At 40.8% G+C, this 20,363-nt stretch carries 23 protein-coding genes; 20 read left to right on the forward strand and 3 right to left on the reverse strand.

The annotated features are described in order from the left end of the window. The first annotated feature begins 90 nt into the window (after positions 1-90). Entirely contained in the window at positions 91-615 is a 525-nt protein-coding gene (locus E0E32_RS09525) for a methylated-DNA--[protein]-cysteine S-methyltransferase (protein ID WP_078060218.1), read from the forward strand. 174 nt (positions 616-789) lie between these two features. On the opposite strand, the gene E0E32_RS22175 is transcribed toward E0E32_RS09525, so the two are convergent. Next, positions 790-942 (reverse strand): hypothetical protein, encoded by a 153-nt coding sequence (locus E0E32_RS22175; RefSeq protein ID WP_161485705.1) that lies wholly within the window; start codon positions 940-942, stop codon positions 790-792. 186 nt (positions 943-1,128) lie between these two features. Here E0E32_RS22175 and E0E32_RS09530 point away from each other — a divergent pair, with 186 nt between their 5' ends. Together E0E32_RS09530 and trmL are read left to right on the forward strand one after the other, a co-directional pair. Further along, a complete protein-coding gene (locus tag E0E32_RS09530) occupies positions 1,129-1,953 on the forward strand; it encodes an amidase domain-containing protein (protein WP_235817526.1) in 825 nt (274 codons plus the stop codon). A gap of 71 nt (positions 1,954-2,024) precedes the next feature. Continuing rightward, positions 2,025-2,498 carry a tRNA (uridine(34)/cytosine(34)/5-carboxymethylaminomethyluridine(34)-2'-O)-methyltransferase TrmL gene (trmL, locus tag E0E32_RS09535; protein ID WP_130859676.1) on the forward strand — a complete coding sequence of 158 codons (474 nt, stop codon included), beginning with the start codon at positions 2,025-2,027 and terminating at the stop codon, positions 2,496-2,498. Between the two features lie 49 nt (positions 2,499-2,547). Here trmL and E0E32_RS09540 read toward each other — a convergent pair whose 3' ends face one another. Then, a complete protein-coding gene (locus E0E32_RS09540; RefSeq protein WP_066192032.1) occupies positions 2,548-3,270 on the reverse strand; it encodes a metallophosphoesterase family protein in 723 nt (240 codons plus the stop codon). Between the two features lie 118 nt (positions 3,271-3,388). Between E0E32_RS09540 and E0E32_RS09545 the strand changes: the two genes are divergently transcribed. Together E0E32_RS09545 and E0E32_RS09550 are read left to right on the forward strand one after the other, a co-directional pair. Beyond that, positions 3,389-3,823: a DUF5392 family protein gene (locus tag E0E32_RS09545; RefSeq protein WP_066192034.1), complete on the forward strand. Its 435-nt coding sequence runs from the start codon at positions 3,389-3,391 to the stop codon at positions 3,821-3,823. A 507-nt stretch (positions 3,824-4,330) separates the two neighbouring features. Continuing rightward, the gene (locus E0E32_RS09550; RefSeq protein ID WP_066192035.1) at positions 4,331-4,996 is read left to right on the forward strand and encodes a response regulator; all 666 of its coding nucleotides are present in this window, start codon (positions 4,331-4,333) and stop codon (positions 4,994-4,996) included. Here E0E32_RS09550 and E0E32_RS09555 read toward each other — a convergent pair. After that, complete coding sequence (locus tag E0E32_RS09555) at positions 4,993-5,766, reverse strand: helix-turn-helix transcriptional regulator (protein WP_066192037.1); 774 nt, start codon at positions 5,764-5,766, stop codon at positions 4,993-4,995. The two genes, E0E32_RS09550 and E0E32_RS09555, sit on opposite strands and share 4 nt — an antisense overlap. Positions 5,767-5,940: 174 nt before the next feature. Here E0E32_RS09555 and E0E32_RS22180 point away from each other — a divergent pair, with 174 nt between their 5' ends. The 15 genes from E0E32_RS22180 (at position 5,941) to E0E32_RS09625 (ending at position 20,358) form a co-directional block, all read left to right on the forward strand. Further along, entirely contained in the window at positions 5,941-6,165 is a 225-nt protein-coding gene (locus tag E0E32_RS22180; protein WP_165445006.1) for a hypothetical protein, read from the forward strand. Positions 6,166-6,450: 285 nt separating this feature from the next. Next, a complete protein-coding gene (locus tag E0E32_RS09560) occupies positions 6,451-7,161 on the forward strand; it encodes a ThuA domain-containing protein (RefSeq protein WP_066192039.1) in 711 nt (236 codons plus the stop codon). Positions 7,162-7,185: 24 nt separating this feature from the next. Next, on the forward strand, positions 7,186-8,214 hold the full coding sequence (locus E0E32_RS09565) for a Gfo/Idh/MocA family protein (RefSeq protein WP_066192041.1): 1,029 nt from the start codon (positions 7,186-7,188) through the stop codon (positions 8,212-8,214). Between the two features lie 15 nt (positions 8,215-8,229). Next, positions 8,230-9,198: a sugar phosphate isomerase/epimerase family protein gene (locus E0E32_RS09570; protein ID WP_066192043.1), complete on the forward strand. Its 969-nt coding sequence runs from the start codon at positions 8,230-8,232 to the stop codon at positions 9,196-9,198. Between the two features lie 19 nt (positions 9,199-9,217). Beyond that, on the forward strand, positions 9,218-10,258 hold the full coding sequence (locus E0E32_RS09575) for a Gfo/Idh/MocA family protein (RefSeq protein ID WP_066192135.1): 1,041 nt from the start codon (positions 9,218-9,220) through the stop codon (positions 10,256-10,258). Positions 10,259-10,377: 119 nt separating this feature from the next. Continuing rightward, complete coding sequence (locus E0E32_RS09580) at positions 10,378-11,142, forward strand: sugar phosphate isomerase/epimerase family protein (protein WP_066192138.1); 765 nt, start codon at positions 10,378-10,380, stop codon at positions 11,140-11,142. Between the two features lie 354 nt (positions 11,143-11,496). Continuing rightward, positions 11,497-11,988, forward strand: coding sequence for a PTS sugar transporter subunit IIA (locus E0E32_RS09585; RefSeq protein WP_066192140.1), 492 nt, complete (start codon positions 11,497-11,499; stop codon positions 11,986-11,988). A gap of 81 nt (positions 11,989-12,069) precedes the next feature. Next, positions 12,070-13,074, forward strand: coding sequence for a zinc-dependent alcohol dehydrogenase family protein (locus tag E0E32_RS09590; protein ID WP_066192142.1), 1,005 nt, complete (start codon positions 12,070-12,072; stop codon positions 13,072-13,074). Between the two features lie 12 nt (positions 13,075-13,086). Beyond that, positions 13,087-13,572, forward strand: a complete 486-nt coding sequence (locus E0E32_RS09595; protein ID WP_066192144.1) for a hypothetical protein — start codon at positions 13,087-13,089, stop codon at positions 13,570-13,572. Between the two features lie 472 nt (positions 13,573-14,044). Next, on the forward strand, positions 14,045-15,337 hold the full coding sequence (locus tag E0E32_RS09600) for an ABC transporter substrate-binding protein (RefSeq protein WP_066192146.1): 1,293 nt from the start codon (positions 14,045-14,047) through the stop codon (positions 15,335-15,337). 59 nt (positions 15,338-15,396) lie between these two features. Then, complete coding sequence (locus E0E32_RS09605) at positions 15,397-16,329, forward strand: carbohydrate ABC transporter permease (protein ID WP_078060094.1); 933 nt, start codon at positions 15,397-15,399, stop codon at positions 16,327-16,329. Between the two features lie 18 nt (positions 16,330-16,347). Continuing rightward, a complete protein-coding gene (locus tag E0E32_RS09610; RefSeq protein WP_066192149.1) occupies positions 16,348-17,181 on the forward strand; it encodes a carbohydrate ABC transporter permease in 834 nt (277 codons plus the stop codon). Between the two features lie 18 nt (positions 17,182-17,199). Further along, positions 17,200-18,078, forward strand: a complete 879-nt coding sequence (locus tag E0E32_RS09615) for a sugar phosphate isomerase/epimerase family protein (protein WP_066192151.1) — start codon at positions 17,200-17,202, stop codon at positions 18,076-18,078. A gap of 34 nt (positions 18,079-18,112) precedes the next feature. Next, a complete protein-coding gene (locus E0E32_RS09620; protein ID WP_066192153.1) occupies positions 18,113-19,195 on the forward strand; it encodes a Gfo/Idh/MocA family protein in 1,083 nt (360 codons plus the stop codon). Between the two features lie 77 nt (positions 19,196-19,272). Continuing rightward, complete coding sequence (locus E0E32_RS09625; RefSeq protein WP_066192155.1) at positions 19,273-20,358, forward strand: Gfo/Idh/MocA family protein; 1,086 nt, start codon at positions 19,273-19,275, stop codon at positions 20,356-20,358. The last annotated feature ends 5 nt before the right edge of the window (positions 20,359-20,363 follow it).

Consider the following 20,363-nt stretch of genomic DNA (forward strand, 5'->3'; position numbering starts at 1 on the left):
TTTCGCCAGCCATCAGTAAGGGATGAAGAAAACTCTAGCTTCACTTTAATAATGTTTCAGAAACTAAAAAAAATGAAGGCGGGGACAATTATGAGTCAGATCTATTATGCCACCTATTCGTCAACAATTGGACCATTAGTATTGCTGCGTTATCAAGGGAAGCTGATTTATGTAAAATATGGAACGATGGAAACGGTAAAAGAACGTTTGACAAAATGGTCTGAGAAGCATCAATTACCCACGACTTTCCAAGAATCAACGGCAGAACTGGAGCCGGTTATTACACAGTTGGATGAATATTTCCAGCAAAAACGTACGACTTTTTCGATCGATTATCGTTTCTATGGCACGACTTTTCAAAAAAAGGTATGGCAGGCATTAGCGTCAAGGGTTGCTTATGGTGCGACTTGTTCTTATCAGGATATCGCTGATTATATTGCTGCACCGAAAGCTGTAAGGGCAGTAGGTGGGGCGAACAACAAGAATCCGATATCGATCATTGTTCCATGCCATCGCGTCATTGGTAAAAATGGTAAGCTGGTAGGTTACGGCGGTGGACTGGATAAAAAAGAATATTTATTGGCCTTGGAACAAGCCGATACAGAAAACAGGTAGACCGTATGTGGCCTACCTGTTTTTATTTATCACTACGCTAAGTGTCCGTAAATTTTCTCGCTGTAAAAGCGCAAAATTGAAATGGTTATGGAAACCAACGGCCACTATATATCCTGATAAGTCTTGCTTTATCGCAGCGCTAACCTTTCATAACCCCACTACTTTTTTGGGTAATTAATTTTCACCTTCAGCAGGATTATCGTCTTGATCAGGGGCTTCTTCTAGGGGCGGTGGTGTTCCGTCATCTTGGTTTCGAACATCCATACAACCCGTTAAACTGCCAATGGCTATGGTAGATATACTTAACATCGCTAACCATCTTTTCATAGGATTAACCTCCTAAATTATACTCTCCTATTCCATACTCTAATCATACATGTTTTAATCACGATAAGCGAGCTAAAACCCCATCCACTTTTACTGGTTCATAACTCATCTTATCTAGTCATATTTATACGATAGTATGGAATAAATTATGGGTAGGGATAAAAAATTTTTGAAGGAGATGAGATAGTGTCGGAATGGAACTTGGTATATCAGTATTGGCAATCCATGTGGGCACACCATTTGCACACCATTTATTCACTTCAGCAACAACGACAAAAACGGTTGAAACAAGTTGATTTATTTGCAAAACAACGACAAGAAAGCAGAAAGAATGGGCAGCAGCAAATCGGCTATCAATTACATACGAAGCTGCTGATCGAAGATAAAGGAACTTATTATCATGAAGAAATCGTACAAGACCGCACCGCCTACTTAGAGAATGGTCATGTAATAGCTGAACAGCCCAATCCAATTAATAAAGGAACAGGGCAGCGGGAGATAGAGGTGACAAGCGATTTTACTCGTTTTTATTATGATCGCAGAGCGGCCGTTCAATATGCAGAACGGTGGTGGAATGGGGCGAATCCAGCCTATCCTTTTTTTGAAGAGGATGATTGTACCAATTATATATCACAATGTCTGAGAGCTGGCGGTATCCCGATGACGGGCATGCCCAATCGTTCGAAAGGATGGTGGTACCAAGATTATCAATGGAGTTACAGCTGGTCTGTTGCCCATTCTTTTCGTTGGTATCTAAGCGGGGCAGTTGCTGGGTGGAATGGAGGTGAGGTCAGTCAAGCGAGCGACCTCTGGCCAGGGGATGTCATTTGTTATGACTTTCAAGGGGATGGCAGGTGGGACCATAATACAATCGTAGTGGCAAAGGATAGCAACAATCAACCGTTAGTGAATGCGCACACCAATAACAGCAGAAATCGATATTGGACCTATGAAGATTCAGCAGCTTGGACACCAGCATGTGAGTATCGTTTTTTTCGAATTAGCGATTGACCATACGTGCAAAAGCCAGCGAGTATGATATAATATGATAGGTTAACAAGCGATAGTTGAGGTGAAGCAGATTGGCAGTACATATCGTATTATATCAACCAGAGATACCAGCTAATACGGGGAATATCGCCAGAACGTGCCTGGCAACCAACGTCCACCTGCATTTAATTCGACCACTCGGGTTTTCAACGGACGATAAAATGTTGCGTCGGGCTGGGCTGGATTATTGGCATGATGTGAAAATAAATTATTATGATTCATTAGAGGAATTATATCAGACTTATCCAGCTGGTAGTTTTTATTATATTGAAAACTTTGGCTCGCATTATTATTCGGATTTTGATTTTAGTAACGCAGAAGGGCAATGGTTCTTTGTATTTGGACGAGAGACAACGGGGATACCAAAAGAATTGCTGGAAGGTAAGGAAGATCATTGTTTGCGTATTCAGATGACGGATAAGGTTCGCTCCTTAAACCTGTCTAATACAGCTGCCATTGTTATTTATGATGTATTAAAACAGCAAGGATTTCCTGGTCTGCATTAAATACGAGAAGCATCCCTCGCCAGTGAGGGATGCTTTTTTACAAAGCGTATCATGTATTGTGTCCTGTCCGTAAAATTGTCTGCATGGCTTCTATATTGGGATAATCACCTGCTTCATATTGTTGGCATACCTTTTCGATGTCATAAGCTACCCGAATATGGCTGGTTTGTAGCTGGTTATCCGTTATATCTGCTACTACATAAGACGCCTTGGTTATACCATCAAAAGGCAATCCAACACTACCAAGGTTCATAATGGTTTTCCCCTCAATAACCCGCTGATAAGCCTTGTGGATATGACCATATACATATAAATCTGCATCTTCATTAGTGGTCAGGCTGTCGATTAATTCATGGTCAGAAAAATGCGGAAGCACCACATCAAATAAGCTATTCGGTGTGGCATGAAAGGCGTGTATTTTTGTACCTTCCGTTGTAAGAATTAGCTCTGTTGGCAGATTACTTAGATAGTTAATGTCATCTTCGCTCAATTGTTTACGGGTCCACTGCTGTTCTTCCTGCATGATCGGAAGCGCTTTTTGCGGAACTTCCCCTTCACGAACCCCTCGAACTACCCACTCGTCCGCATTTCCTTTAATGACATCCGTTTGAAGGGAACGAATCAGTTGAATCGATTTGGCAGGATCCGGACCACGAAAGGCAAGGTCCCCTAATACAACGATTCGGTCCACTTGTTTTTGCTCTATATCTTGAAGTACTGTTTCTAACGCCACTGCATTCCCATGAATATCTGATAAAAATGCTATTCTCATGTTATCCCTCCTATCTCTATCATAAAATATTAAAACGGCGGAAGGCAAAGGTTTTGACGCGGGAAACAGTGGAGACATATAATAGTAAGGTAATCAATTTTATCATTGGAGGGGTAGCATGTTCTCCTATTTTGCGAAAGACTTACCTGTTTTTATGAAGAAAGAACTAGAAGGTTTGTTTGAAAAGTTAACGCCATTGCTTAAAAAGAATGCTAAATATAAAATGTTTGCTTTGCCACTTTTATTTTTTTCAGTCATTAACCTTATTCTGTGGTTGATGATGGATGGTTTAGCATATGGTTTCTTGATTGTTTACGCCTTGATTGCGGCGATAGGTGTTGCCTTATACAAGGAGTCTCGTCACATTAAGAAACAAATTAGAACGATTGAACAGGAACATATGGTAGATCGGATTCAAACAAGTGATGTCATCAATGACTATCAGAAGAAGGATTATATTTCCATAATAAAATCTCAACCTCGATTAAGCTTGCAGACATTTCTGCAATTTTTAACGGAAGAGAATGATCGAAAAAATAGAATGACAGGTTAATGAACGAACGCTATCATCATAGAGCATAGTTAGTGGTGTTATCATGCGTTCATCATAGAAAAACCGGAAGAAGAGCTAACGAATTACCGCCTCCTCTTCCGGTTTTTTTTAAATGACAACTTGTGCGTGCTTGATGTAAACACCTGTCATAGCTATTATTTATTGGTGAATAGTCCAACATTTTATCAAAGCGATTCATATCATTTGAGTGAGTTTGTCACCAGTCAATTTCTCACTTTTTATGTTTATATTCAAAGGTTGTTAAAATGGACCAAAAAAGTGCAAGGCAACACAAAATTTCAATGTGTCCTTTGTAATGGATTTTTCGAACGGAACTCTTTAAGATCAACGCTTAGCGATCACATCATGTATGTGGCTTTCGAAATGAAAGATTATTCAAAAAATTGTACAAATCAATAATTAGGCTTTTTTTACAAGTTTTTATTGTTTATGTAGTTCAAAAGATATATAATTTACTTATACCTTTTGATAAAGGAAGTGTATAAAATGGCATATACAGTTATTGTTGGAGAAGCGCAAACGTTATTCAGGGAAATGATCACAAGCTTTGTCGAAGAGATGGAAGAATTTGAAGTGATTGCTAAATTCGGGGATGGGCAGCAGGTATTAGATTTTATCGAACAGGAACAATCCGAACCATCTTTGGTATTATTGAGCTCACAATTACCGAATTTGCAAGGGTGGGAATGTGTCAAAAGGATCAAGCAGGTGTATCCTGACGCAAAGGCAGTTATATTGTCTACACATGATGATGACTCAACTTTTGAAGCGGCATTGATGGTAGGAGCAGATGGGTATATTTTAAAAGATACAAGCTTAGATCGATTTAAGGAAGCCCTTCGCTTTGTAATTGCCGGAGATTTTATTGCACCACAAACCTTCATTCGTTATTTCTCCAGCCGGTTAAGTGTACTTCGGCAAATGGAACGGGAACAATCCTTTGCCTATATCGAGGATAGGCTTCCTATACAGTCAGATATGACACAACGCGAGAAAAACATCATCCAGCTGATACAAAAGGGCTGGATCAATAAAAAAATTGCCGAAAAACTCAAGGTAAGTGAGGGAACAGTGAAAAAGAGTCTATCCCAGATTTATCAGAAGCTCGGCATAAAAAGCAGGGTAGAATTAATTGAGCTTCTCACGGATTAAAGCTCAAATATCCGCTGGCGATATGTCTTTGGTGAGACATGGTAAGCCTGTTTAAAGACACGATGGAAATAAGAATAGGAGCCAAAGCCACAATTTTGTGCAATATTTTCTAAGGTCATTGTGGTGTACTTCATTTGATTGATGGCGGTTGCGATACGAATGGATTGGGCATATTCAATGATCGTTTGATTGACATATTCTTTAAAAAGATGCACACACCTAGAACTGCTCAAGTTACAATAGTCAGCAATTTGTGCAATCTTGAATCCCTGTTTGGTTGCATTTTCTTCGATATAACGCATCATCTTCGTCACAATATAGGGTCGAGAGATATCGTCTGTCTTCTTATCCAGTGATCTTTCTAACGAGACAAGCAATGCATTGAGTAAATGGTAAGTAAGCTCACTATTTCTCTCTTTTTCGGGTCTTCTTTCTTCAATGATAAGATGCTGCCACAGGTCCAGACTTGAATCATCTGTAGCGATTTTGCTGATAGTTGGACTATTTCGAAATCGCTCAGCCACTTCGTCCCCTTCACAATATAAATGAAAGTCGCCGCTTTGCTGTCCAGCTAAAACGTGTAATTCGTAAGCTTCACCCGGCTTGATTATTAATAAGTCCCCTTTTTCAATCATCTGCTCTTCCTTATCCACGGTGATCTGTGCCTGTCCTTCTATTTGTAAACGAAAAAGATAAGAGGCATAGCGTGATTGGTGATTAGTATGAAATAATTGATCGTGGTAGGAATAACCACAAAAGTCAATGCGCATGATAAACATTCCTTTCCTATAGCCGTGATTAGGTTCGCCATAAACTTATCGCCTGGCATACAACGTTCACTAGCAAAAACCTATCATTGATGATATTAAAAATCCCCTTGTTCTTGAATCGATAAGAATCTAACGGACAAAAAAACGGAGAATCGTGAAATACTGTCCGTAAGAATGAATCTCACGGACAAAAAACCGGAGAATCGCAAAATACTGTCCGTAAGAACGAATCTAACGGACAAAAAACCGGAGAATCGTGAAATACTGTCCGTAAGAATGAATCTCACGGACAAAAAATCGCCGAATCGTGAAATACTGTCCGTAAGAATGGATCTCACGGACAAAAAACCGCTGAATCACAAAATTCTGTCCGTAAGCAACCACAGGCAGACCTTCTGATATTCTCTTAATAAAAGCTTCCTATCAAATAAGCAATTTATAGCTAACTTGCAGAGGATGTTCAAAATCTCTCAATAAGAAAATGTGTCTACCGTTAATCTTATTTTATAGCAAAATTGTTCATGTTTTGATTATATCACTTATGTTCAAATATGCGAATATCCTATATGATAAAAAATAGATTATTTTGCTAATGAAAGGGATAACATTTTTAAAATGGGTTTAATTCTGTTAAAATGCTTATTCAAGACGTTACGCAAATAAGATAACTAAGGAGGAAAAACAATGAAAGTATTAGTATGGAATGAATATCGACATGAACAGAACAACGAAGAAGTAGCCAACATTTATCCAGAAGGAATTCATGGTGCTATTAAAGCTTTCTTGGAAACGGATGATATCGAAGTTGAAACGGCTACCTTAGATGAGCCTAATCATGGAATAACCGAAGAGCGATTGGCAGAGACAGATGTCTTAGTTTGGTGGGGCCATATGGCACATCACGAGGTAGCAGATGAAATTGTAGAAAAAGTACATCAGCGTGTATTAGAGGGAATGGGTTTAATTGTTCTTCACTCTGGGCACTTTTCAAAAATATTCAAAAAATTGATGGGAACTGGCTGTGACTTGAAATGGCGTGAAGCGAATGATACAGAGCGTTTGTGGGTTATCAACCCCTCTCATCCGATTGCTGAGGGAATTGGTGAATATATCGAAATCGAAAATGAGGAAATGTATGGTGAACATTTCGATATCCCAGCGCCAGATGAGCTTGTATTTCTCAGCTGGTTTACTGGTGGAGAAGTATTCCGTTCAGGGTGTACATATCGCAGAGGACATGGGAAGATCTTCTACTTCCGTCCAGGACATGAATCTTATCCAACCTATTATCATGAAGATGTTCAGCGTGTGATTCAAAATGCTGTTCGTTGGGCGAAACCAACAACTAGAACATTCTCTAGCTATGGAAATGCACAACCAATAGAAAAACTTTAATAGATGAAGAGGAGAGGAACAAGCATGAGTAACTTAAAAGTAGCCGTAATTGGCGCAGGGAGTATTGCAGTACACCGGCATTTACCAGAATATCAGTCACGTCAGGGGGTAGATATTGTAGCAGTCTGTGATATTTTAGAAAAGCGAGCACAAGAAGTGGCGGCAGAGTATGGCGCAAAGGCCTATACAGATTATAAAGAAGCAATTACAGACTCTGGTGCTGATCTAGTAAGTGTTTGTCTGCCAAACTATTTACACGCACCGGTTTCCATTTTTGCCTTGGAGCAAGGGAAACACGTACTTTGTGAAAAACCAATGGCTACATCCGATGAAGAAGCCCAACAGATGATTGAAGCAAGTAATAAGTCTGGTAAAAAATTGATGATTGGTCATAATCAGCGATTCGTAGCAAGTCATGAGAAGGCTCGTGAATTGATTGCGAATGGAGATCTTGGCAAGATTTACAGTTTCCGTACCACATTTGGTCATGGCGGCCCAGAAGGCTGGAGTGTAGATGGTGCAGAAAGTTGGTTCTTCCGTAAAAAAGAGGCATTTATTGGTGCGCTGGGAGATTTAGGTGTACACAAAGCAGATGTGATTCGCTATATCTTAGGAGAAGAGATGAAGGAAGTAGCAGCTATGGTGGAATCATCTGCAAAAGAGAATAGCGATGTAGATGATCAAGCTGTGAGTGTACTACGCAGTGAGAATGGTATTATTGGCACCCTTACAGCAAGCTGGGCTTATAAAGGGGGAGAAAATAACGCTACTGTAATTTATGGCGAAAAAGGCAATTTACGTTTAGAAGATGATCCCACTTACAGTTTAATTGCGACCTATACAGACGGTACGCGTGTGAACTATGAACTGGGTCAGATTCAAACCAATGACGGTGGGGGTCAAACGTCCACAGGTGTCATCGATCATTTTGTCGATAGCGTCTTAAATGATACCAAGCCATTAATCGATGGAGAAGAAGGATACAAGTCATTGAAAATTATCTTAGCAGCACTGGAAGCAAATGAAACAAAACAAAATGTGACCATTTCCTAAAGGAGGCCGTTATTTATGAAATTAGGTGTATTTACTGTATTATTTGCAGATAAGAATTTTGAAGATATGTTAGACCATGTAAAAGAAAGCGGCTTAGAAGCTGTTGAAATTGGAACCAGCGGGTACCCTGGGGGCGCTCATTGTGATCTTGATGCATTATTAAACGATGAAGCTAAACGACATGCTTATATGAAGGCTGTATCGGATCGTGGTTTGACCGTTAGCGCCTTTAGCTGTCACGGGAACCCTTTAACACCAGAGAAATCCTTTGCCAAAGAATCAGACGAAGGATTACGCAAAACCATCGAACTAGCTGGTTTAACCGGTGTACCTGTTGTCAATTGTTTCTCTGGTACGCCAGGTGATCAGGAAAACGCCAAGGCTCCAAATTGGCCGACTGCCCCGTGGCCAACAGATTATGCGGATGTCTTGGAATGGCAATGGGAAGAAAAACTAGTGCCGTATTGGAAAGAAATTGCTGAATTAGCAGAAAAGAATAATGTGAAGATTGGGATTGAACTGCATGCAGGTTTCTTAGTACACACTCCTTATACCATGTTAAAACTGCGTGAGAAAACGAGTCCGGCAATTGGTGCTAATTTGGATCCAAGTCATCTCTGGTTCCAGGGGATTGATCCGGTAGCGGCGATCAAAATTTTAGGTGCAGAAGACGCAATTCACCATTTCCATGCAAAAGATACTTATATAGATCAAGATAATGTGAATATGTATGGCCTTACCGACATGCAGCCATATAGTAATATTCAAACAAGGGCATGGAATTTTCGATCGGTAGGTTGTGGGCACAGTTTAGAAGAATGGTCAGATATGATGAGTGCGCTACGAATTGCTGGTTATGATTATGTGGTCAGTATTGAGCATGAAGACCCAATCATGTCAATTAATGAAGGATTTGCAAGAGCCGTAACGAATTTAAAATCTGTTATAATCTCGGAGTCGCCAACAGAGATGTGGTGGGCGTAAGGAAAGGAAGCGTTTATTGATGTCCAAATTAAGAATTGGTTTAATTGGCGCAGGGGGGATTGCAACATCAGTTCACATCCCTGCCTACGAAGCTATTGCAGATAAGGTGGAGATAGTCGCCATCGCGGATGTTGCCTATGATCGAGCAAAACTGATCGCAGAGCGACATCAAATTCCTGCAGTATTCGATAATTATGAAACCATGTTAACAGAAACAGAGATAGACGCTGTGAGTGTCTGTGTTCCAAATAAATTTCATAAGGCAGCCGTGATTAATGCCTTAACAGCTGGTTGTCATGTATTATGCGAAAAGCCGCCAGCCATGAACCAAGAGGAAGCTAAAGAAATGGAAGATACCGCAAGACGTGCGGGCAAACTATTGATGTATGGTTTTCATTACCGCTTTCAATCGGAAACGCAAGCGGCCAAACGTTTTATTGATGCAGGGGAGTTAGGTGACATTTACTCTGGACGTGTGCAAGCGATCCGACGTCGAGGCATTCCAGGCTGGGGAGTCTTTACCAATAAAGAACTTCAAGGTGGCGGACCACTTATTGACATCGGTGTTCACATGCTTGATACAGCCCTATACTTAATGGGATACCCTGAGCCGGCTGTTGTCTTAGGAAAGACACACCAGCAAATAGGTACCAAAAAAGGTGTAGGACTAATGGGTGACTGGGACTACCAAAACTATTCAGTAGAAGATATGGCAATTGGAATGATCACCTTTAACAATGGAGCTTCCTTGGTGCTGGAATCTGCTTTTGCGGCGAATGTTGAGAAGCAGGATACTATGCAAGTTTCCTTAATGGGGAATAAAGGTGGAGCGGACATCTTCCCGTTAAAAATGTATCAGGAGAAACATGATACATTAGTAGATGTTACGCCTGCTTATTTACCAGAGGTTCATGCGCATCAAGTGGAGATACATTCCTTTGTGGCACAATGTCTTAGCGGAAATGTGACCGACCATTACGCCAAACAAGGTACCAATATCCAAAAGATAATCGACGGATTATACCAATCCGCTGAAACTGGAAAGGCTGTATATTTATAAGTACAGCTTTGAGGATAAGATGTAAACAAAATGATCTGATTGACAGGCAGCAGGGGCTTATTCAAGAAGAATAAGCATGCTTGTTGCTGTCAACAGGTAACAAAAAGGAGACGAAATGAATGGGTAAAATTGCGATTCAATTATATTCGGTACGTGAACACACGGCAAATGATTTTTTAGGCACCTTATCCAAACTAGGAAAAATGGGCTATGAAGCCGTCCAATTTGCTGGCTTTTTTGATACCCCAGCAGAAAAACTAAAGCAAGTAATGGATGAAGCTGAATTGGTGGCAGCGGGAAGTCATATGCCATTTGATAGTTTGACTGGTGATCAATTAGAAGATTCTTTAGCATACAATCGCACAATTGGCAATGATTTAATTATTTGTCCGATGTTACCTGAAGAATACAGAAAAGATGAGGGCGCTTATTATCGTGCTGCGGAAGAATTAAATGAAATCGGTCGCAAGTGTAAGGAAGCTGGTTTTACATTTGCCTATCATAATCATGATATGGAATTCTTTGATTTAGGGAATGGCAAACGCGGCTTCGACATTATTTTTGAAGAAACCGATCATGAATATGTCAAAATGGAGCTGGATTGCTACTGGGCAACGCATGCAGGGGTAGATCCATTACAAACGATTAAGGCATATGACGATATCGCGGTTTCCCTACATATTAAGGATATGACTGTCGAAAATGGCGAAAAGCGCAGTATCGAGATTGGCAGAGGCTCTTTAGATATTAAAACGCTTTGGGAGACCGGAGAAGCTGTTGGTGTTGAATGGTATGTTATTGAACAGGAGAAATTTGATGGAGACCCATTAGATAGTGCGCAAGAAAATGTTGTGAAACTAAAGGAATTAATCGGAAGTAATTGATGTTTTTGGTCCCCCCTTTTAGGTAGTAAAAGGGGGATATCTTATGGAATGAATATCCCGACCTTCTCTTTTCAATAAAAGAACTTCTAATGTACAAAGCATAGATAAACATTTCCCGTTAGATTGATTATATGGGTAACATCGAGTCACATTATCCCATTGCGTTTCCTGAAACTATTTGTCAGCTTATTAAACTAGATAGGATAGAAAAGCTGGTAAAATCCGTTCACAGGGCTCGTTAATGGTATAATCCCATCCCTTTCTGTTATGCTAAGAGAGAAGGCTTCTTATGGTTTTATCCACAAAAAATAGGGTATGAAAACAAATAAGAGGTGAGGAATTGGAGGGATTTGTATGTTAGGGAATTTATTCAAAAAGAAAGAAACAAATATGGAAGTCGTATCACCAATGACAGGGGACGTCGTTACTCTAGAAGACGTTCCTGATCAAGTTTTTTCACAGAAAATGATGGGAGAAGGAATCGCTATTGCCCCAGTTAATGGAGAGGTTGTAGCCCCTATTGATGGAGAAGTTGTCGATGTTTTCAGAACGAAACATGCCATTAGTTTGCATGCTAATAATGGGGCAGAAATATTAATTCACATGGGTTTAGAAACGGTTGAATTGGATGGCAAGGGTTTTGAAATCCATGTAACGAATGGACAAAAGGTAAAAAAAGGTGACGATTTGGCCAGCTTTGATTTGGAAAGTGTGACGACAGATGGTTATAAAACCATTACACCGCTGATTGTCTTGAACAGTAAAGAATTTGAACTCACCGATTATGTGTCTGAACAACAAGTTCAAGCAGGTCAAACCCCACTCTTTCAATTAGATAAACAATAAATAGAAGTGCAGACGTCCGTAGATGGACGTTTGCGCTGATCTCATGTCAAAAGTGTAAAAATAACAAAGGGGATGAGACAAATGAGTAATTCGGCCGTGTTGACGGGCTTAAAACAGCTTGAGGTATCGTCTCAGACAACGCCTGAGGTGGCACTTGATGAGGTGATCATTCGAGTGAAAAACTGTGGTGTTTGTGGAACCGATTTACATATATATCATGGTTATCCTGGAAGTGCAGAAGTAGTTCCGCCAAGGGTTTTAGGGCACGAGTTGGCAGGTGAGATTGTTGAGGTTGGAGAAGCGGTAAAAGACTTACAGGTAGGTGACCGCATTTCCGTTGATCCTAATATCTATTGTCATACGTGTGAGTTCTGTAGAAAAGGTTTACCAAATCTTTGTGAAAATCTGCAAGCAATCGGGGTGACCAGGGATGGTGGTATGGCGGAATATTGTGCCGTACCAGCTGCGAACTGCTATCCTATTCCTGATCAGATGACATTTGAAGAAGCAGCATTAGTGGAACCACTTGGCTGTGTACTTCATGGTTACAAAAAATTAACCATCCGTCCAACTGACCATATCTTGATTATTGGTGGAGGTTTTATTGGTCAACTATTTCTTCAACTAGTAAAACAACAGGGAACAGCTAAAATTACCGTCAGCGAACCAATGACGGATAAGCATGATAAGTTAAAGCAATTGGGAGCAACCGACACCATTAGTCCAGATGCCGTATCTGATGCTGCGCCAGCGGATATTGTTATCGAGTGTGTTGGGAGAAAGGATAGTGTAGAAACAGCGATTCAACAAGCAAAAAAAGGTGGACAGGTTTTGTTGTTCGGTGTCGCTTCTCCCGAACTAAAGGCAGAAATTGCACCATTTGAGATTTTTTCTAAGGAATTAAGGATATTTGGTTCTTTTGTAAATCCTTATACACATGAAGACGCCATTCAATTGATCGCAAATAAGCAGGTACAGGTAGAGGGGCTTATTAGTCATCGATTGAAATTAGACGAAGTGCCAGAGTTGTTGCATGATTATGCAAGTTTCCATGTTAGCAAAGCAGTTATAAACTTGGAACAGTAACGAGGCTATTTTATGTTAGTGACGATTGTACTGTTATTGATTTACGCTCTGTCATTTGTATTGATATACCAAATAACAAAGCAAGACAAGGAAGAAGGAATGTCAGTTGTTATCGTTGCCACGACATTACTTGCCCTGATACCAACGGCTGTTATTGCCTTGATAGGTTTTGTGATCTTTGGGTCTACTAGTTTGATCAACCAGTTGTTTTCTTTAGAGATTCCGACTAGTCAATTGATTATGTTAGCGATCGGTATATTGGTCTATTTATTTACGTTGGATAGTATTATAGAAATATTTATTAAGTATATCTTTCGGAAGCCATTGTTGGTTCATTTGATGATGGGTGTGATACGGATTGGATTATTCTACATAGTTAGCGGGATGGTTGGTTTGCCAGATCACATGTCACTTATTTTGGCGGTGGGTGTTTCGGTGATTGTACTATTGTTTGAACGCCTATATGAAATACAAGAAAAAAATAAAGAGAAAGAATAGATGAAAAGCAAGGAAGAGAGTATCATATCTCATCCTTGCTTTTTTTTGTAAGATCAGACAATATAACATTCACGATTTTGTTACATTTATAAGTTCAACTTATATCGTAATAAAGGAACGAGCGGGGTTTTCCTGGTTGTTCTTACAAGATCAAACAATGGGTATGTTTACTTTTATTCAATAAAGATATATTTGATATATTTTTATGTTCAAAAATCGGGAAATGAAAGTAAAATAGAATAAAACATTGATATAAAGGTGTAATGAAGGTATGTCTATTTGATATAATAACATATAAATAAGTTATTGACATAGAAATTAAAATATGTATAATTGATGACAACGGTTACATATGATATATAGTATATAGTTATATCATTTAAGTGGCTGTTTATTTGGCACTTAAAGAAGGGGGGAGGCAGGTTATCGTTTGGTAGGTCCAGGAATTTGATGAAACCAAGGGGGTATAACATTGCGACACTCTATACATGGAAAAATGTTGGTTGTTTTAAGCTGTTTCATTGTCATTATCTTAGTTGCTTGTTCTTCAGATGAGGAAAGTGGTGGAAGTGGGGGAGACGCTAATACCGTAGAGTTCTGGCACCCGATGACTGATACGTCTGGAGAGGCGGTAGAGAAGGTTATTGAAGAGTTTGAAAAGCAAAATTCTGATATTAAAATCGACGCAACCTATGTAGCGAACCAGGGAGAGGGGCAGAATGAAAAGCTGCTCACAGCTATTGCGGGCGGTAACCCTCCTGACGTAGCCTATTTTGATCGATTTGAAGTAGCGGCATGGGCGGCGCAGGGTTCTTTGGAGCCATTGACAGAGTTAGCCGAACAAGATGGTATAAGTCAAGACAACTATTACGATTTTGCATGGGAAGAAGCCAATTATGAGGACGATTTGTATGCGATTCCAACCACGACCGATTCACGATTGCTTTTCTATAATAAAGATCATTTTGAGGAAGTTGGATTAGATCCAGACAGCCCGCCAAGCACAATCGAGGAGTTAGAAGAGGCGGCTGAAAAATTAACGATCAAGGAAGGGAATCGTTTTGAAAGAATCGGTTTTATTCCTTGGTACGGTCAAGGTTGGTTCTACGGCTGGGGCTGGTCATTTGGCGGAGACTTCTACGATCCAGAAACTGGTGAGGTAACGGCAGATGATCCGAAGAACGTCGAAGCATTAGAATGGATGACGGAATTTGGTCAAGAGTACGGTGTGGAAGATATTGCAGGCTTTACCGATTCTCAGGGGAGCGGAGCGATGGATCCATTTGTATCAGGTCAGCTTAGCATGAAAATAGATGGGAATTTTGGTGTAGCTTCACTGGAAAAATTCGCTCCTGATTTGAATTATGGGGTAGCTCCAATTCCGACACCTACAGGTGATAACTTCACCACATGGTCTGGCGGTTGGTCTGTAGTGATGCCAAAGGGAGCGGAAAATCAGGAAGCGGCTTGGGAATTCTTAAAGTTTTTTGGTAGTGAAGAAGGACAAAGAATTTTTAGTGAAACAAGTAGAGATTTTTCTGTTATAGAATCCGTGAATGACTCCTTAGAATATACCGATGACCCAATTTTTGCTGAATTTATCAATATACTTCCAGAATCTAATTCTCGTCCTGTTATGACGGAAGGTTCGCTATATTGGAATTCGCTTGCTGATGCGGTTGAAGCAGCAACTAGAGGCAATGGTACACCGCAAGAGAATTTAGAAAAAGTAACCCAGCAAGTAACGGACGCTTTGGGAGAATAAAATCGTAAAGGAGAAGTTCATCCTTCTCCTTTACCCTTTACATGAAGGAGGTAATACCCATGAAGAATAAAGCGCAGATGGAGGCATCGCTTGGATCGATAAAGAAAAAATCAAAATGGCAAGGCTCATCATTAAATGGTTGGTTATTTGCTTCGCCTTGGGTGATTGGTTTAATCCTGTTTTATGCATTCCCGTTATTCTCTTCTATTTATTTTAGCTTCACTACATACAGCATATTGAGTCCGGGTGAGTTCGTTGGCTTAGGTAATTACAAACAATTATTTAGTGACGGATTATTCTGGCGATCGATTTATAATACCGTCTATTTTGCGGTTTTATTTGTACCTCTGAGTATTATTATCGGGGTAGCGCTGGCAATGCTGTTAAACATGCGGGTGAAAGGAATGGCAGTGTATCGTACCATTTTCTTTCTACCTACATTGGTTCCTCATGTAGCGTTAGCGGTCTTGTGGATGTGGCTGTTAAATCCAGGTTTTGGACTCGTGAATGGGGTGTTGGACGCGATTGGCATTACGGGACCGAACTGGTTAGGCAGTGTGACCTGGTCCAAACCATCGCTTATTTTAATGTCGTTATGGGCAATTGGTCAGCCGGTGATTATTTACCTCGCAGGTCTTGGCGATATTCCGCAAGAATTATATGAGGCAGCCGATGTCGATGGAGCAAGCTGGCTGCAGAAGACGTTCAAGGTAACCTTGCCGTTACTTACCCCGGTTATCTTCTTTAACTTGGTGATGGGAGCGATTGGTGCCTTCCAGCAATTCACTTTACCTTATACGATGACACAAGGACAAGGGACACCAGATAACTCCCTGACCTTCTATGTCATGTATCTGTACGACAATGCCTTTAAATATTTTAAGATGGGGTATGCGTCTGCGATGGCTTGGATTCTGTTTATTGTCATTATGCTCTTAACGGCAGCTATATTTATCTCATCCAAGCGATGGGTGCATTACCAAGGTAAATAAAAAGGGAGGTAGTAGAACATGCAACCAAAAGTCAGGCAAAACGTGTTAAGAACATCTGCTCATGTAGGTCTAGTCGTTGCTTCTGTATTTTTCTTGGTACCGTTTTTGTGGATGGTATCTACTTCTTTGAAGCCGGTAACACAAATATTCACGTATCCACCGGAGTTTATCCCGAATCCTTTTCAATGGAGTAATTATCTCGAAGCGACCGAGTATATCCCATTCTTTAGTTATTTGTCAAATACTGCGGTGATTACCGTGTTCAGTACAATTGGGGTGATCATTTCTTGTCCGTTAGTCGCTTATAGCTTTGCGAAATTAGAATGGAAAGGACGCAATACGATGTTTATCATCACGATTGCCGTCATGATGATTCCTATGCAAGTGACGATGATTCCGCTCTTTCTCTTATTTAATAAAATCGGCTGGGTAGGCACACCATTACCACTAATTGTGCCAGCATTTTTTGGGGTGCCATTCTCGATATTCCTCATGCGGCAATTTTTTATGGGGTTACCGAATACCTTGCGTGATGCGGCGAAGATTGACGGAGCAAGTGAGTTTCGAATTTATTGGCAGATTATGTTGCCACTTGCCAAGCCGGCTGTATTAGCGGTAGGGTTATTTCAATTTATGAATGTTTGGACGGATTTTATTGGTCCCTTACTATACCTGACCGATGAATCGCAGTATACACTGTCGCTGGGGCTGCAGCAATTCCAAAGTCAGAAGGGTACCGAATGGGGCTTAATGATGGCCGTCTCGACGATGATGACTTTACCTATTATTGTGTTATTTTTCTTTATGCAACGTACCTTTATCCAAGGGATTACGTTTAGTGGGATTAAATAATTAAGGAGATGATAGACAATGGATTTTCCAATTGGTATGCGCCTATCGCCGAAGCTTGCAGCAAAAGGACTGGAATATGTCGCTGATTGGGCGGCGAATCAAGGTATGGACGTGATCGATGTTCCGGAGTGGAATCAAACCACCAAAACAATATTTGATAAGTATGGACTCCAGGTAGGATCGATTGATGGTCGAGGAGCAGTTGGTAATACCAAGCTATTAAGTCTGGATGCGGAAAAAAGAAAACAAGCCGTTTCCGATATAATGGAACAGATGTCAGAGGTGGGTGCATTAGGTGGTAAGGTGCTCTTTATGTGCTTAATACCTGAAGATAATCAAACACCGAAAAAACAGAGCTTTGCCTTATGGAAAGAAACCTTTCCAGATATTATCCATCATGCAGAAAAAGAAGATGTCTATATTGCATTAGAAGGGTATCCTGGACCCGCACCGTACTATCCAACAATTGGTTGCACGCCTGAAATGCTAAGAGCGATGTTTCAAGCAATACCTTCCAAACATTTTGGATTAAATTTTGACCCTTCTCACCTTGTTCGATTAGGAATTGATTATATGCGGGTCTTGACGGAGTTCGGAGATCATATTACCTATTGCCACGGCAAGGATACCGAGTTACTGAGAGAGGAATGGTATGAATATGGTGGATTGCCTGCTGTATTTGGGCCCGCATTCGATTTTTCTGAAGGGTCATGGCGCTACACCATTCCAGGTCATGGAGAAGTGAACTGGAGTAAAGTAGCTTCCGGCCTTGAGAAAATAGGCTATAAAGGACCGATTAGTATTGAATTAGAAGATCATAGGTATTGGGGCTCGCTAGAATTAGAAAAACAAGGTATGATAAAAGCAAGGGAACATTTAGTAAACTATTTTAAATGATCCTTTGTATATGAAAATGAGGAGGCTTACATGCATGAAAAGAACAGTTAAAGTGGGGATTGTAGGTTGTGGAGGTATTGCTAATGGCAAGCATATGCCTAGTTTGAGCAAATTGAAACATGTGGAGATGGCTGCATTCTGCGATATCGAAGCAGACCGTGCAGAGAAAGCGGCTCAGGAATATGGAGTGGACGGAGCGAAGGTATACCAAAACTATCAGGATATGCTGCAAGATACGAGTATAGAAGTGATTCATGTTTGTACACCAAATCACGTTCATGCGGAGATTACCGTGGCTGCATTGGAAGCGGATAAGCATGTGATGTGTGAAAAGCCAATGGCCAAGACAACCGAAGAGGCTCAAGAAATGGTCGATGCAGCCAAAAGGACAGGTAAGAAACTGACGATTGGCTATAACAACCGTTTTCGTCAAGATAGTCAATACTTACATAAAGTATGTGAACAAGGGGATCTTGGTGAAGTTTATTTTGCAAAAGCTCATGCAATTAGAAGAAGAGCAGTACCGACTTGGGGTGTGTTTTTAGATGAAGAAAAACAAGGTGGCGGCCCATTAATTGATATTGGAACACATGCCTTAGACCTTACCCTTTGGATGATGGATAATTATAAACCGAAAGTGGTGATGGGTTCTTCTTATCATAAGCTAGGTAAGAAAAAGGATGCAGCGAATGCTTGGGGTCCCTGGGATCCAGAAGAATTTACTGTGGAAGATTCTGCTTTTGGTTTTATCACGATGGAAAATGGCGCGACGATCGTATTGGAATCTAGCTGGGCCTTAAACTCTTTAGAAGTAGATGAGGCAAAATGTTCCTTAAGTGGTACAGAAGGCGGGGCCGATATGAAGGACGGTTTGCGATTAAATGGCGAGAACTTTGGGAAATTATATGAAACCAAGGTGGAACTCAATTCTGGCGGTGTTGCTTTTTACGATGGAAAGGCGGAGACAGATGCCGATTTAGAGGCAAGACTATGGATTGATAATATCATAGAGGATACTGAACCGGTCGTAAAACCAGAAGAAGCCATTGTTGTCACGCAAATTTTGGAAGCAATCTATGAATCGGCAAAAACCGGTAAAGCGGTTTATTTATCATAATTATAGTTGCTCCTAAGCGTCTACTGGATATGATTAGTGAATTTTTAACATTAGATTAGAATTAAAGGGGTTATGACATGAGTGATAAAGCAAAAATTGGAATTATCGGGAGCGGTGGCATTGCTGCCGCTCATGCAAAGGCTTATCTTAGCTTTTCAGATGTGGAAATCGTAGCGGTTGCCGATATCATTCCTGGTAAAGCAGAAGGTTTCATTGAACAATTAGGCATAAAAGGGGCAACTAGTTGTGATAGTGTCGAAGAATTGCTTGCCCTAGACTTAGAAGCAGTTAGTGTTTGTACGCCGAATGTTGCTCATCATGCGACATCTGTGGCAGCTTTAGAGGCTGGGAAACATGTTTTAGTGGAAAAACCACTTGCAGTGACCTTGGACCAGGGTGTGGAAATGGTTAGGACAGCCAAAGCAAACGATAGAATCCTAAGTGTAGGCTTCCAACCTAGATATGATCCAAATATGAAAGCGATAAAAGACTTGATTAACTCTGGTAAGTTAGGGGATGTCTATTATATGCAAGCTGGTGGCGGACGGCGCCGCGGAATGCCTGGAGGAACATTTATTAATAAGGAGTTGGCCGGTGCAGGGGCGATGGCGGATATTGGGTGTTACTCCTTAGATCTTGTCTTAAATGCACTAAATTATCCGAAGCCGCTGACGGTTTCGGCATTTACTTCCAATCTGTTCGGTACCAACCCTACTCATCATCCAGAGGCAGATAAGTTTGAGGTAGAAGATTTTGGTGTGGCCATGGTTCGTTTAGAGGGTGGTAAAGTACTAAACTTCAAGATATCTTGGGCGATGCACATGGATTCGCTAGGTCCTACCTTATTTTTAGGTACAGAGGCAGGCTTGAAATTAACGCCAGCTGGTACCGGACCGTGGAGTGGTGTTTGGGATGGTGGAATCGGTTCGATCGCACTGTTCCATGATTTAGATCATCACCATGTCGAGACCAGTATACCGGTTCAACAGCATACGCTGGATATTTTTACCGAGAAGGTGCGAGATTTTGTAACAGCCGTAAAAGAAGGGAAACCTGCTCCTATACCTGCCGAAGAAATTTTGATCAATCAGGCGATCATTGATGGGATATTGCGTTCAGCCGAGTTAGGAAGGGAAGTAGAGATATCCATACCGGAAATCTAATCATT

Source organism: Gracilibacillus phocaeensis (genome assembly GCF_900626275.1).
Classification (GTDB): Bacteria; Bacillota; Bacilli; order Bacillales; family Amphibacillaceae; genus Gracilibacillus; species Gracilibacillus timonensis.